The organism is Rhodopseudomonas palustris HaA2, from assembly GCF_000013365.1.
Taxonomy (GTDB): domain Bacteria; phylum Pseudomonadota; class Alphaproteobacteria; order Rhizobiales; family Xanthobacteraceae; genus Rhodopseudomonas; species Rhodopseudomonas palustris_J.
Genome location: NC_007778.1, coordinates 3,184,042 through 3,197,159, shown reverse-complemented (window position 1 = coordinate 3,197,159; position 13,118 = coordinate 3,184,042). Strand labels below are relative to the sequence as shown.

13 protein-coding genes are annotated in these 13,118 nt (G+C 66.2%); 5 read left to right on the top strand and 8 right to left on the bottom strand.

Annotated elements, in window-relative coordinates:
• Positions 1-19: 19 nt before the first annotated feature.
• Positions 20-646 (bottom strand): HAD family hydrolase, encoded by a 627-nt coding sequence (locus RPB_RS14130; RefSeq protein WP_011441692.1) that lies wholly within the window; start codon positions 644-646, stop codon positions 20-22.
• 272 nt (positions 647-918) lie between these two features.
• Between RPB_RS14130 and RPB_RS14125 the strand changes: the two genes are divergently transcribed.
• Positions 919-1,734, top strand: coding sequence for an OmpA/MotB family protein (locus RPB_RS14125; protein ID WP_041798257.1), 816 nt, complete (start codon positions 919-921; stop codon positions 1,732-1,734).
• A gap of 32 nt (positions 1,735-1,766) precedes the next feature.
• Here RPB_RS14125 and RPB_RS14120 read toward each other — a convergent pair whose 3' ends face one another.
• Together RPB_RS14120 and RPB_RS14115 are read right to left on the bottom strand one after the other, a co-directional pair.
• Entirely contained in the window at positions 1,767-2,015 is a 249-nt protein-coding gene (locus RPB_RS14120; RefSeq protein ID WP_041798256.1) for a PilZ domain-containing protein, read from the bottom strand.
• Positions 2,016-2,205: 190 nt separating this feature from the next.
• Positions 2,206-2,709 (bottom strand): Hsp20/alpha crystallin family protein, encoded by a 504-nt coding sequence (locus tag RPB_RS14115; RefSeq protein ID WP_011441689.1) that lies wholly within the window; start codon positions 2,707-2,709, stop codon positions 2,206-2,208.
• 256 nt (positions 2,710-2,965) lie between these two features.
• Here RPB_RS14115 and RPB_RS14110 point away from each other — a divergent pair, with 256 nt between their 5' ends.
• The gene (locus tag RPB_RS14110; RefSeq protein WP_011441688.1) at positions 2,966-3,454 is read left to right on the top strand and encodes a hypothetical protein; all 489 of its coding nucleotides are present in this window, start codon (positions 2,966-2,968) and stop codon (positions 3,452-3,454) included.
• Positions 3,405-3,545, top strand: coding sequence for a hypothetical protein (locus tag RPB_RS24595; protein WP_157038825.1), 141 nt, complete (start codon positions 3,405-3,407; stop codon positions 3,543-3,545). The genes RPB_RS14110 and RPB_RS24595 overlap by 50 nt, the downstream gene beginning before the upstream one ends.
• 35 nt (positions 3,546-3,580) lie before the next feature.
• On the opposite strand, the gene RPB_RS14105 is transcribed toward RPB_RS24595, so the two are convergent.
• The 5 genes from RPB_RS14105 to RPB_RS14085 form a co-directional block, all read right to left on the bottom strand.
• Positions 3,581-6,151: a cation-translocating P-type ATPase gene (locus tag RPB_RS14105; RefSeq protein ID WP_011441687.1), complete on the bottom strand. Its 2,571-nt coding sequence runs from the start codon at positions 6,149-6,151 to the stop codon at positions 3,581-3,583.
• Positions 6,152-6,189: 38 nt separating this feature from the next.
• Positions 6,190-6,711, bottom strand: coding sequence for a cyclic pyranopterin monophosphate synthase MoaC (moaC, locus tag RPB_RS14100; RefSeq protein ID WP_011441686.1), 522 nt, complete (start codon positions 6,709-6,711; stop codon positions 6,190-6,192).
• Between the two features lie 10 nt (positions 6,712-6,721).
• A complete protein-coding gene (gene trpC, locus RPB_RS14095; protein ID WP_011441685.1) occupies positions 6,722-7,519 on the bottom strand; it encodes an indole-3-glycerol phosphate synthase TrpC in 798 nt (265 codons plus the stop codon).
• Between the two features lie 145 nt (positions 7,520-7,664).
• Positions 7,665-8,681 carry an anthranilate phosphoribosyltransferase gene (trpD, locus tag RPB_RS14090; protein WP_041798729.1) on the bottom strand — a complete coding sequence of 339 codons (1,017 nt, stop codon included), beginning with the start codon at positions 8,679-8,681 and terminating at the stop codon, positions 7,665-7,667.
• A gap of 37 nt (positions 8,682-8,718) precedes the next feature.
• Positions 8,719-10,620: a peptidylprolyl isomerase gene (locus RPB_RS14085; protein ID WP_011441683.1), complete on the bottom strand. Its 1,902-nt coding sequence runs from the start codon at positions 10,618-10,620 to the stop codon at positions 8,719-8,721.
• Between the two features lie 252 nt (positions 10,621-10,872).
• Between RPB_RS14085 and tpiA the strand changes: the two genes are divergently transcribed.
• Both tpiA and RPB_RS14075 read left to right on the top strand, forming a co-directional pair.
• Entirely contained in the window at positions 10,873-11,646 is a 774-nt protein-coding gene (tpiA, locus tag RPB_RS14080) for a triose-phosphate isomerase (RefSeq protein WP_041798255.1), read from the top strand.
• 153 nt (positions 11,647-11,799) lie between these two features.
• Positions 11,800-12,936, top strand: a complete 1,137-nt coding sequence (locus RPB_RS14075) for a helix-turn-helix transcriptional regulator (RefSeq protein WP_011441681.1) — start codon at positions 11,800-11,802, stop codon at positions 12,934-12,936.
• Positions 12,937-13,118: the final 182 nt, after the last annotated feature.

Sequence of the window (13,118 nt, the reverse complement as noted above, 5' to 3'; positions counted from 1 at the left end):
TACTCGTTCGCGCGGGCCGTCACAGCCCGAGTTGATCCAGCGCCTGCGCCACGTCCGCGCTGGAGCGGACATGCACGGCCTGGAGCCCGCGCACGCGCGCGGCCGCGATGTTTTCCGCCAGATCGTCGAAGAACACAATGCGCTCGGGCCGCACGCCGATCGCCCTGACGACATGATCATAGGCTGCCGCATTGGGTTTGCGCATGCCGATCCGCGACGACAGGAACAGTTCGCGGAACGGTTTCAGCAGCTCGGCGAAATGCTCCGAGAAATGCGCGATGTGGGCGTCATTGGTGTTGGACAGCGCATACAGCGGCAGATGCCGCGCGGCGCGTTCGAGCAGCGGCGCGATGCCCGGCATCTCGCCGATGAAGATCGCGTTCCAGCCCTCGCGCAACTGATCGTCGGACAGTTCGAGCCGCAGCGCCTCGCGCACCGCGGCGAAGAACTCCGCGTCGGTGACGTGACCGGTCTCATAGCGATGGAAGGTGTCGTTGCGGGCCAGCGCCGTCATCATCGCGGACGGATCGCTGCCGAGTTCGACCGCCCAGGCTTTCAGCGTGCGGGCGAGATCGAAGTCGATCACGACGCGGCCGAGATCGAACAACAGCGCGTCGGCCGCGCCGGGCGTGAGAGTGGTTGTCATGTGAGACGGCCTAGCAGGAGCGGGAAACGATGGCGAGGTGGGGTCGATTCGGAACGAGACCTTGACGCGAAGACGGGGAGTTAAGGATCAGTTGGCTGTGATCGACAACCGTTTCTTCATGCGTGCCGTTTAGAACAGCACAGGCGGCGCCGCGATCACTTTTTCCAGAAGTGCCTGATGATCGCGCCGTCCGATTCGATCAGCGGCGATCCGCTCATGCACCTCGACTGTGACCTGCCGATTGGCACGTTGACCGTACCGGAATGTTGCCAATGCTGACCGGGAAGGGCTGCAGCAAGAAGAAGCTCGACGATGAGCACACCGGTCATGGCTGGTACGTCTCCTTCGCCGACTTGATGGGGCTTCTGGTCGCCTTCTTCGTCGTGCTGGTGTCGTACTCGACCCAGGACGTCAAAAAGCTTCAGATCGTCGCCGGCTCGATGCGCGACGCCTTCGGCGTGCAGCATCAGGCGCGCTATTCCGGCGCGGTCGAGACCGACGGGACGCCGGTTCAGGGCAGGGTCGCCAAAACCGACAATGCCGCGCTGGATCAGGCCGGCGGCGCCGGCAGTTCGGCGCAGGCCAAGGCCGAACGCGAATTCGCGCTGGCGTCGGCGTCGCTCCGGCAGGCGCTGCAGGATGTGCCCGAACTGTCCGAACTGTCGAAAAACGTGGTGTTCGAGGAGACCCCGACCGGTCTCAATCTCGAACTGACCGATCAGGACGGCAGGCCGATGTTTGCGGACGGCTCCTCGGTGCCGTACGAGCGGACCCGCTTGCTGATCGCAAAGCTCGCGGCGCCGCTGCGGGCCACCTCGCTACGGGTCAATATCGTCGGTCACACCGCCGCGACGGCGGTGCCGGCCAATGGCGACTACGATTCCTTCGACCTGTCGACCGGGCGCGCCAATGCGGTACGTCAGATCCTGAAGCGCGAGGGGCTGTCATCGAACCGCGTGATGTCGGTGGCGGGGAAGGGCGACGGCGAGCCGCTGTTTCCGGAAGCGCCGATGCTGGCCGCCAACCGCCGGGTGACCATCAGCCTGCTGCGGGAGAGTCCGCCGCTGCCACCGGATATGGCTCCCTGACCACCGGTTCGTCGGGTCGACGCGGGCGCGCGTCAGAACGAGACGCCGATCCGGCGGGCGCGTTTCCACACCATCCTACATTTCTTCTTGGTGCCGCCGTGCAGCAGTTCGAACCGCGTCGGCAGCGTCGCGTCGGCGTTCAGCTCGATGCAGGCGCCGCCGGCGGAGTAATCCACCATGCGACACGGGATCACCGGAAGCTTGGGGCCGACAATCAGGCTTGCCGAGCTTGATACCAACCCGCTCGGGCGGACACGTGCAAATCGTCGTTCTTGGGTCATCACAAGTCCGAGCCTGCGGAAAGCCCGCCGGGATGTGCGAGCGCCCGATTGCATCGCAGACTTGTTAACGTCCTGTTTGCGCGCCTACCTCTTGGGTCACAAATCTTGGGTCACGATCATCCAGCGCCGTCCCGGGTGCGGCCATTCGCACCCGGGCGCGACGTCGCACAGTTAACCGTTGCTTGCCGGCTTATTTGCCGGGCTGGATCGCAATCCGCTTCGAGGTGCCCGGGACCGGTTCCAGTTTCGGCAGCGTCACCGTAAGGACGCCGTTCTTGAAGGCCGCGGCGACCTTGTCGGCGGCGACCGGGACGTCGAGCGGAATGCGGCGTTCGAACTTGCCGTAGAAGTGCTCGCTGAACTGCCTGGTCTTGTCCTCGGTGGTCGAGATCTTTTCGCCGCGGATCGTGAGCGCGCCGTCGTCGAGCAGAACCTCGATGTCCTTCTCCTCCATGCCGGGGATCTCGGCCGCCACTTTCAGTTCCTTGTCGGTGTCGGCGATTTCGAGCTTGGGCCAGGCGTTGCCGAAGGCCGCCAAGCGGTTCGACAGCGCCGGCGTCGCGTCGAAGCCGCGGAACACGTCGTCGAACAGACGGTTCATTTCGCGGTGCAGCGACAGGAAGGGATCGCTGTCGAATGCCCGTGCCAGCGGTTGGTTGTTCCGGCCCCAGGGGATCATGCCGCGCATGTTCATGGATGCCTCCTCACTCCAGTGTTGATCCATCCAGTCTCGAACGATCAGCGCCGAACTACGCGCCGATGTCCGAGGCGCACCCGCGCCGTCGCGGGCGCGCCGATCGATTTGGGATCGGCGCAGTCGGTGTCAAGAGCCCCTTGGTACGCGGGTGAGTTGCCGTTCGGGAAAATTTTGACCGGGTACTTGAAAGCCGGATCGGCTCGTCTATTTTTCGTGCGTCCCGTTCTGAAAGGAGTCACTCGGGAGGACTGATATGCACGTCACGACGACTATTCCGGAACCCGGCGTCATCGCGGGCTCCCTGCAACATCCCGCTTCGGTCCACGACCATTCCGCTCAGGTCTACGACGATCCCGCCCAGGTGCTGCGCGACAACGCGCTCGGCACGGCGGAGAAGCGGGCCATCCTCTCCTCATGGGCGTCCGACGCCAACGCGATCGAGCAGCAGCCGTGGTTGCGGTCGCTGCCGGGGTCCGGTCGGACCGTGCCGCTGGCTGCGATCCTCGCGGCCTTGCGTCGGCTCGACGACGACGATCCGCCGCCGAAGGGCGGCGCCGCGATCCGGCTGTGCGGCTTCGGCCGCGACAGCGAGTCGTTCGAGCAGATTCAGCCACTGGGAAGGAGGCATCATGGTCTGGCGCAATTTTCAAAGCACGTTCGATCCCGCGCGCTGCCCCGTCTGCGGCGCGACCATGCAGCTCGCACGCGTCGAGCCGCGGCCGGTCGGGCGGCGTGCCTGTGAGTTCGAGCGCCACATCTATCGCTGCGAGGATTGCGCCAACACCAGCCGCTTCGTGATCGACCGCCAGGCGGTCGACCGGCTGTCGGCGTAGCGTCGCGACGCCATCGGCGATCGCGACGACAGGTCTCAGGCTTGTCGCCGCGACGCAGCGCTGCCGATCCGGCCGCGCCACAGCGGCTTGATCAGTTCGAGCAGGATCAGCACCGCGAGCGCGGCCGCCGCGGTCAGGCCGAGATCGTCCCAGTGCAGCGGGCCGAACTTGAACAGATCGCGCAGCCACGGCCAGGCCAGGCTGAGGCCGAGCACGCATCCGACGATCGCCAGCACAACAGCGAGCATCGGGTTCGGGCGGCGCAGCGCCGCCAGGATCGAGGTCGAGAACGAGCGGTTGACGAAGATCAGGCAGACGAAGCTCAGTACCAACGCGAAGAACGTCAGCGCGCGAAGTTCGTTTTCCGGCATCGCGCGGAACTGGCCGATCACGAACACGCCGGCGACCAGCGCGAACACCAGCAGCCCCTGGACCAAGCCCCAACCGATCAGCGCAGGCGTGAACAGCGGCTGCTCGGGATCGCGGGGCGGGCGGCGCATCACGTCGTCCTCGGCGGTCTCCGCCTCGAACACGATCGAGCACACCGGATCGATGATCATCTCCAGAAATGCGATGTGGATCGGGCCGAGCAGGATCGGCAGGCCGAACAGCAGCGGCAGCAGCGCGAGGCCCGCGATCGGGACGTGGACCGCGAAGATGAAGCCCATCGCCTTGACGAGATTGTCGTAGATCCGCCGGCCGAGCCGGATCGCCTTGACGATCGAGGCGAAGTCGTCGTCGAGCAGCACGATCGCCGAGGCCTCGCGCGCAACGTCGGTGCCGCGTCCGCCCATCGCGATGCCGATATGCGCCGATTTCAGCGACGGCGCGTCGTTGACGCCGTCGCCGGTCATCGCCACGACGTCGCCGCCCGATTTGAGCGCATCGACGATCCGCAGCTTCTGCTCCGGCATGATCCGCGCGAACACGGTGGCGTCGCGAAGCCGCTGCGCCAGCGCCACATCGTCGAGCCGCGCGATCTCGTCGCCGCTGACGCAGGTGTCCGCGTCGATGCCGGCCTGGCGCGCGATCGCTTGCGCGGTTGCCGGATAGTCCCCGGTGATCATCACCACGCGGATGCCGGCGGCGCGGCAATCGGCGACCGCCGCCGGCACCGCCGCGCGCAACGGATCGGCGAGGCCGACGAGGCCGAGGAATTCGAAGCCGAAGCCGAGCGGCGTCTCCGGCCAGTCGTCGTTCGGATGCGTGGCGCGGGCGACGCCGAGCACGCGCAGGCCGTCGGCCGCCATCGCGTCGATGGTCTGCGACAATCGAAGCAGTTCGGCGTCGTCGAGGCCGCACATCCGGGCGATCGCCTCCGGGGCGCCCTTGGCGGCGACGATGAAATCGCCCGGATCGTCGTGATCGCGCCAGACCTGCGTCATCGCCAGCAGATCGCGGCGCAATCCGTAGGAATGCACCATGCTGCGGTCGCCTCGGGCGTCCGGAAGGTGACTGTCCGCGAGTCGATGCAGTGCGCGGTCCATCGGATCGAACGGGTCGGGCGCGGAGGCGAGCAGGCCGGTTTCGAGCAGGGCGCGGAACGTCGCGGGGAGTTCGGCGCCTTCGCGCGGTCGGAACATTTCGCCCGAGGTCAGCCGCAGTTCAGCGACCGACATCCGGTTCTCGGTCAGCGTGCCGGTCTTGTCGGTGCACAGCACCGTCGCAGAGCCGAGCGATTCGATCGCGGCGGCGCGGCGGGTCAGCACACGCGCCTGCGAGATCCGCCATGCGCCCATCGCCATGAACACCGCGAGCACGACCGGGAATTCTTCGGGCAGCATCGACATGCCGACGGTGATGCCGGCGAGCACCGCGTCGAGCCAGCCGCCGCGCAGCGTGCCGTACAGCACGACGACGAGCAGGCTGAACGCGCCGCCGATGATTCCGAACACCCGCACCAGCTTGCGCGTCTGGGTCTGCAGCCGCGGCGGTTCGATCTGCAGCGTGCCGAGCGCTTGACCGATCTTGCCGATTTCGCTGCGCGGCCCAGTGGCGATCACTTCGGCGATGCCGCCGCCGCGCACCACCAGCGAGCCGGAATAGACGGTCGGCTGATCGTCGCCGCCGGGCCGGTGCGATACCGCGGCATCGGCCTCGTCGCGCGCGATCTTGCGCACCGGCACGGATTCGCCGGTCAGCAGCGATTCGTCGGCCTGAATGTCGTCGGCCGACAGCAGCACGGCGTCGGCGGCGACGCGGTCGCCCTCGGACAGCACCATCAGATCGCCGCGCACCACCTCGCGGCCGGCGATGCGGCGGCGCTCGCCGTCGCGGATCACCAGCGCGCGCGGACTGGTGAGGTCGCGCAGCGCCTCCAGCACGCGCTCGGTGCGGCTCTCCTGAACTACGGTGATCACGATCGAGAGGCTGGCGAACACCAGCAGGATCAGCGCTTCCTTGAAATCGCCGAGCGCGAGATAGACCACGCCGCCGCCGAGCAGCAGCGCCAGCATTGGTTCGCGCATCACCTCCAGAACGATCCCCAACAGCGTCCGCCGGTCCGGGCTCGGCAGCTCGTTGGGGCCTTCGCCGGCGAGTCGCGCGCCGGCTTCAGCCTCGCTGAGGCCGGTGGGCGCGGAAGCTGGTGTCGAGACGGGAGGCATCGGCGTGATCTTTCTCGTGATCGCCGCGGCAGCCTATCCTATTTGGACGCCGCCCCTGCGACGTAATCGCCGGACTTGCCGCCTGTTTTGGCGATCAGGTGAATGCCATCGATCCGCACGCCGCGCTCCACTGCCTTGATCATGTCGTAGATCGTCAGGCAGGCGACCGACACCGCGGTCAGCGCTTCCATCTCGACGCCGGTCGGGCCGGTGACCTTCACCGTGGCGCGGACGATGCAGCCGGGCAGTTTCTTGTCGGGGACGATATCGAGCGTGACCTTCGACAGCGCCAGCGGATGGCACAGCGGGATCAGCTCCGAAGTGCGCTTGGCCGCCATGATGCCGGCGATCCGGGCCGTGCCGAGCACGTCGCCCTTCTTGGCGTCGCCACTCAGGATCAGGTCCAGTGTAGCCTTCTTCATCACCACGCGGCCCTCGGCGACTGCGACGCGCTCGGTCGCGGATTTCTCCGAGACGTCGACCATCCGCGCCTCGCCGCTGGTGCCGATATGGGTGAGGGCGGGGGCGGCGGCTCTGGTCGGCTTCGCTTTCTTCGACATCAGCCCCGCCTCAGGCCGCGCGCGCGAGCAGCGCGCGGGTCGCGGTGGCGACGTCCTCCTGACGCATCAGGCTCTCGCCGACCAGGAAGGTCGACATTCCAACGCGAGCAAGTCGGGCGAGGTCGTCGGGCGTGAAGATGCCGCTTTCGCCGACCATCAGCCGATCCTTCGGGATCAGCGGCGCCAGCGCCTCGCTGGTCGCGAGCGTCACCTCGAAAGTGCGCAAATTGCGGTTGTTGACGCCGATCATCGGCGAACGCAACTGCAGCGCGCGGTCGAGTTCGGCACGGTCGTGGACTTCGAGCAGCACGTCCATGCCGAGATCGAAGGCGGCGTCCTCGATGTCGCGGGCCTCGGCATCGTCGAGCGCCGCCATGATGATCAGGATGCAGTCGGCGCCATGGGCGCGGGCTTCGACCACCTGATAGGTGTCGTACATGAAGTCCTTGCGCAGCGCCGGCAACGACACAGCCGCGCGCGCCGCGACGAGATAGTCGAGGCTGCCCTGGAACGACGGCGTATCCGTCAGCACGGAGAGACAGGCCGCGCCGCCTTGTTCGTAAGCCTGCGCGAGCGCCGGCGGATCGAAATCGGCGCGGATCAGGCCTTTCGACGGCGACGCCTTCTTGATCTCGGCGATCAGCGCATAGTCGCCCGCCGCGTGCTTGGCGCGGAGCGCGCGGACGAAGCCGCGCGGCGGCGGCGCAGCGCGCGCATCCGCTTCCAGCGATGCGATCGGGCGCTCGCGCTTGGCGGCGGCGATCTCCTCGCGCTTGTAGGCTTCAATCTTGGTCAGGATGTCGGACACAGGCACGCTCCCTGGAGGGTCACTCAAAGCACTGGTTTCAAGAGCTCGTCATTGCGAGGAGCGAAGCGACGAAGCAATCCAGCTCCGTGCACCGCGTTCTGGATTGCTTCGCTCCGCTCGCAATGACGAACCGATTTCACCCCGCTTAGGCGGCCGCCGATACCGCGATCAGCTTTTTCAAACGTGCTTCGGCGGCGCCGCTGTCGATCGATTGGGCGCCGAGCGCGACGCCTTCCTTGAGATCCTTCGCCTTGCCGGCGACGATCAGCGTCGCCGCGGCGTTGAGCAGCGCGACGTCGCGATACGGCCCCGGCATGCCTTCCAGCACGGCGCGCAGCGCCACCGCATTGGCCTCGGCATCGCCGCCCTTCAGCGCGTCGGCCGGCGCGCGGGGCAGGCCGGCGTCCTCGGGGCCGATCTCGAAGGTCCTGATCTCGCCGTTCTTCAATTCGGCGACGGCGGTCGGGCCGGACAGGGTGATCTCGTCGAGCCCGTCGGAGCCGTGCACCACCCAGATCGATTCTGAGCCGAGATTCTGCAGCACCTGCGCCAGCGGCTGCACCCATTGCCGCGAGAACACGCCGATCATCTGGCGCTTGACGCCGGCGGGATTCGACAGCGGCCCGAGCAGATTGAAGATCGTGCGGGTAGCGAGCTCGACGCGGGTAGGACCCACGTTCTTCATCGCCGGATGATGCGTCGGCGCGAACATGAAGCCGATGCCGGCCTCCGCCACGCAGCGGCCGACGTGGTCCGGGGTGATGTCGATCTTGACGCCGAGGGCATTGAGCACGTCGGCGGCGCCGGATTTCGACGACAGCGCGCGGTTGCCGTGCTTGGCGACCGGAACGCCGCAGCCGGCCACGACAAACGAAGTGCAGGTCGAGACGTTGACCGAGCCGGAGCCGTCGCCGCCGGTGCCGACGACGTCGACCGCGTCGGGCGGCGCTGCGACCGTCAGCATCTTGGCGCGCATCGTCGTCACCGCGCCGGTGATTTCGTCGACGGTCTCGCCGCGGACTCGCAGGCCCATCAGCAATGCACCCATCTGCGACGGCGTCGCGTCGCCCGACATCATCGCGTCGAACGCGTTCGCCGCTTCGTCCCTGGTCAGCGACGCCCCCGTCGCGACCTTCGCGATAACTGCCTTGAAATCGATCATGGTCCCCATCGGCGACGGGCGAAGGCGGATGCCTTCGTCAGTTGGTCGCCGCCCCCGTCGCCTGAGCCACAGCCTGCTGGTTGATCTTGGTGCCGATCTGCTTTTCGACCCAGGCGATATATTCGCCGACCTGCTCGTCGTTCATCCGCTGCACCAGCGCGTCCTTGAGTTTCTTCGTCTCCGCGGAGGCGAGATCGACCGGCGGGATCGTGACGTCGGTGACGCGATACACGAACCATTCGTTGCCGGTGCCGCCCTGGCTCTGGCCGAACGCGTCCTTCTGCGTCCTGAACACCGCCTCGACGACTGTATCCGGCACGCCGGCGCTCGCTCCCTCGCGCTTCAGTCCGGTGGCGGTCTCGACCTTGACACCCTGCGGCGCGACTTCTGCGAGCTTGCCGGCGGTGCCGAGCTTCTGCACCATCTCGGCGGCCATGGTCCGCAGCCGGCTGGTGACCTGCTCGGTGCGCCAGCGCGCTTCGACTTGGTCCTTGACCTCGTCGAGGCTGCGCTCGCGCGACGGCGTCACGCCGAGCACGTCGAACCAGACATAGCCGTTCTGATAGTTGATCGATTCGGTATCGACGCCGACATCGCTGTTGAACGCGGCGGTCGCCAGTTCGAGACCCTGGGGGATGTCCTTGACCGGCTGGCCATCCGGGCCGCGGCCGGAGCGGTCGATCGCCTCGATGGTCACGGCGTTGAGGCCGAGCGTCTTGGCCGCTTCGATCACATTGGCGCCGCCGGCGCGGGCGTCTTCCATCTTGTCGTGCAGTTCCTGCACCTGGGCGCGGGCGCGCTCCAGCGAGACATCGCGTTTGATCGTGGAGGCGAGGCTCTCGTAGCTCGGCTGGACGCCGGGCTCGACCTTGGACACCCTGACCAGCGCCGTGCCGAACGCGCCCTGGATCGGCTGGCTGACCTCGTTGAGCGGCAGCGCAAAGGCGGCATTCGCGACGGCAGGGTCGAGCATTTCGGCCTTGCTGACCATGCCGAGTTCGACGTCGGCCGGCTTCAGCCCACGCTGAGTGGCGATGTCATCGAACGAGGCGCCCTCGGCGATCTTGGTCCGCGCGGCCTGGGCCTCTTCGCCGCTGGGAAACACGATTTGCGACACCTGCCGCTTCTCCGGCGTCGAAAGCTTGTCCTTGCGTTGGTCGAACAATTTGCGCGCGTCGGCGTCGGACACGTCGGTCCATTTGGCGATCGAGTCGGGGGTCACCGTGACGAATGCGAGCTTGCGATATTCGGGCGCGCGGAACTGCGTCTTGTGGTCTTCGTAGTAGGCCGCGAGCGCTTCGGGCGAGGGCGGGTCGATGGTGCCGACTTGCGCGTCGGTCAGCTTCAGATACTCGATCGCGCGCTGCTCGTTCTGGAACTGGCTGGCGACCTGCAACATCGTGCTGGACGGCGCGAGGCCGGCCGTGATGGTGCCGGCGATCTGCCGCCGCAGCGCGACCTTGCGCTGCTCGGCGATGTAGCGCTGCTCGGTGAAGCCGAACTGGCGGATCACTTGCTGGAAGCGGTTCGGATCGAACGCACCGCCGACGCCCTTGAAGTTCGGGTCGTTGAGGATGCTCTTCATGGTCTCTTCGTCGGACTGGCCGAGCCCGAGCCGGCGCGCATCCTCGTCGAGCGCCGCCTCCGCGATCACCTGCTGCAGCACTTGGCGATCGATGCCGAAGGCACGCGCCTGATCCGGCGTCAGCGGCCGGCCGAACTGCCGGCCGATCTGCTGCAGACGGTCGTTGTAGGTCTGGCGGAATTGTTCGGTGGTGATCTCGGTGCCGCCGATGGTGGCGAGCGTGGATCGGCCGAACCCGCGGAAGATGTCGGCAATGCCCCAGACCGCAAAGCTGAGGATCAGCACGCCCATCACGATCATCATGATGGTCTTGCCGACCCAATTGGATGAGGCGTTGCGTATTCCTCGGAGCATGGACACACTTTTTCGCAGGAGGGAACCGGCCGCGCTCTGGCGCGCGGTGGCGCAAATTAGCGTCGCCGGCTTGAAAATCCATCATAAAGTGGCGGTCGCAGCGTCGCAACCAGCCGGAGACCGCAACCGCGCTGCCGCCAGCGCGTCGCAACAGGCTCTGGCTGCGGTCCGCCCCTGTGCGATCACGCGCTCTTGAGCATCGCAAACGGCTCTGCTAGCGGGATTGAGCAACCCCGAAACATGAGAGTGTCCATGCCGGTCCCCGCCGTTCGTTCGCTGATTGCCGGAAACTGGAAGATGAACGGCCTCAAGGCCGCTTCGTCTGAACTCGATGCGATCCTGGAAGGCGCGGCGCAACTTTCGTCGGGGGTCGATCTGCTGGTATGCCCGCCCGCGACGCTGATTGCGGCGTTCGCCGATCGGCTCGCGGCCCACGCCAACAGCGCGCTGCCGGTCGCAATTGGTGCACAGGATTGCCACACCAATGCCGCAGGCGCACATACCGGCGACATCTCGGCCGAAATGCTGGCGGATGCCGGCGCCCGCACTATTATCGTCGGCCATTCCGAGCGCCGCGCCGACCACGCCGAGACCGACGCGATCGTCCGCACCAAGGCGCAGGCGGTCTGGCGGGCAGGGTTGGTTGCGATCGTCTGCGTTGGCGAAACCCAAGGTGAGCGCAATGCCGGCCACACCCTCGATGTGGTCGCCGGCCAGCTCGCCGGCTCGCTGCCGGACGGCGCAACCGCCGCCAATCTGGTGGTGGCCTATGAGCCGGTCTGGGCGATCGGCACCGGCATGACGCCGACTGCCGCAGATGTCGAGGAAGTTCATGGATTTATCCGCCAGACTCTGACGCAACGCTTCAACGGCGAGGGCGAGCGCATGCGGTTGCTTTACGGCGGTTCGGTGAAGCCCTCCAACGCCAGCGAGCTGATGGCGGTTCCCCACGTCAACGGCGCGCTGGTCGGTGGCGCCAGCCTGAAGGCGTCGGACTTCCTTGCGATCGCGGCCGGGTGCCCCTGAGCATCCGGGGCGGAAGTTACGGCAGGACGATCACGAAGGCCGAGAGGAAATTCCGCCGGATCTGCGGGCTCTGCTCTTGCCAACAATTCGCCACGCGGTGCAACGTCGACGGAGGTGCCTGATACCAGGCCGAGTGAAAGATGTCGCGACGAGATGTCCGAATCCTCTGCGCTGTCCGATCTGATCGGCACAATCTACGACGCGGCGCTCGACCCGACGCTGTGGATCAGAACCCTGGAACAATCCTGCGACTTCGTCGGAGGATCTTCGGCTGCGTTGTACTGGCACGACACAGCGACAGTTCGCGCCCAAGCGCTTTACCTGATCGGTGAAGATCCGCACTACACGAAGCTCTATTTCGAGAAATATCTCTCGCTGAACCCGACGTTTCCGGCGGCTGCCTTTGTCGAGCCGGGCGTGATCTTCACGCCGACTGATATCGTGCCGGAAAGCGAGCTGGTCAAAACCAGGTTTCATCGGGAGTGGGTTCAGCCGCAGGGCATTGTCGATGTGATTGGGGTGAACCTCGAGAAAGGCACGACTGCCTCCTCATTGTTCAACATCCGTCGGACCCACAAGCATGGCGTCGCTGATGCCGGCGCTCGCGAGCGCACCGCGCTGCTCGTTCCGCATTTTCAACGCGCGGTCGCCATCGGGCGCTTGTTTCAGCAAGCCAGCAAGGCCGAGGCCGTTCTGACGGAAACGCTGGACCTGGTCGAGGCTGCGGTCTTTCTCGTCGGCGTCAACGGCCGCATCTCGTTCGCGAACGGACCCGGCCGCGCCATGCTTGAGGAAGGAACGCTGCTGCGTGAGCGACGGAATATGCTCACAGCGGTGGCGCCGGAATCGAACCGTATGCTACGTGAGATTTTCATCGCGGCGGAAGACGGCGACACGTCGGTGGGAAATCGCGGTGTCGCCATCCCGCTCGCATCCTCGCCGCACCAGCGCTGGTTTGCCCATGTGCTGCCGCTGACATCCGGCGACCGGTCGCGCAATGGCTCGCTTCCCTCGGCGGTGGCCGCGGTGTTCGTGCGCAAGACATCGCCGGTCAGTCCGCCGCCGCTGGAGGCGCTAGCCAACATCTACAAACTGACGGCGAGCGAACTGCGCGTTCTCGATGCCATGACCAAGGTCAGCAGCGTAAGGGCGGCGAGCGAATTGCTGGGCATCGCGCAGGCGACGGTGAAAACCCATCTTCACAACCTGTTCCGCAAGACAGGCAGCCATCGACAGAGCGACCTGGTGAAGTTGATGGCCGGCTTCGAACCGCCACCGCCATCGTCTTAAATTCCAAGCACGAACTGGTCTTCAAACGCGCTCGCGCGATGCAATAATGCAACACTCCGCAGCAAACGGCCGGGTGAATACGCCTTAAGTCATATCTAGCGACGTTTCCGGCTACCGCTCAACCGAACGGTTGACGCGCCGCTGCGATTCTTTCTTTCTGTTGGCACCTAGGGAAATTACCT

What these genes read in the sequence shown, in the direction of transcription:
- RPB_RS14075 (WP_011441681.1), top strand. Translation starts at nt 11,800, where the DNA reads ATGTCCGAATCCTCTGCGCTGTCCGATCTGATCGGCACAATCTACGAC.
- moaC (WP_011441686.1), bottom strand. Translation starts at nt 6,711, where the DNA reads ATGTCGAAGAAAGCGAAGCCGACCAGAGCCGCCGCCCCCGCCCTCACC.
- RPB_RS14115 (WP_011441689.1), bottom strand. Translation starts at nt 2,709, where the DNA reads ATGAACATGCGCGGCATGATCCCCTGGGGCCGGAACAACCAACCGCTG.
- RPB_RS14130 (WP_011441692.1), bottom strand. Translation starts at nt 646, where the DNA reads ATGACAACCACTCTCACGCCCGGCGCGGCCGACGCGCTGTTGTTCGAT.
- RPB_RS14085 (WP_011441683.1), bottom strand. Translation starts at nt 10,620, where the DNA reads ATGCTCCGAGGAATACGCAACGCCTCATCCAATTGGGTCGGCAAGACC.
- RPB_RS14120 (WP_041798256.1), bottom strand. Translation starts at nt 2,015, where the DNA reads ATGACCCAAGAACGACGATTTGCACGTGTCCGCCCGAGCGGGTTGGTA.
- trpD (WP_041798729.1), bottom strand. Translation starts at nt 8,681, where the DNA reads ATGATCGATTTCAAGGCAGTTATCGCGAAGGTCGCGACGGGGGCGTCG.
- RPB_RS14125 (WP_041798257.1), top strand. Translation starts at nt 919, where the DNA reads ATGCTGACCGGGAAGGGCTGCAGCAAGAAGAAGCTCGACGATGAGCAC.
- RPB_RS14110 (WP_011441688.1), top strand. Translation starts at nt 2,966, where the DNA reads ATGCACGTCACGACGACTATTCCGGAACCCGGCGTCATCGCGGGCTCC.
- RPB_RS24595 (WP_157038825.1), top strand. Translation starts at nt 3,405, where the DNA reads ATGCAGCTCGCACGCGTCGAGCCGCGGCCGGTCGGGCGGCGTGCCTGT.
- tpiA (WP_041798255.1), top strand. Translation starts at nt 10,873, where the DNA reads ATGCCGGTCCCCGCCGTTCGTTCGCTGATTGCCGGAAACTGGAAGATG.
- RPB_RS14105 (WP_011441687.1), bottom strand. Translation starts at nt 6,151, where the DNA reads ATGCCTCCCGTCTCGACACCAGCTTCCGCGCCCACCGGCCTCAGCGAG.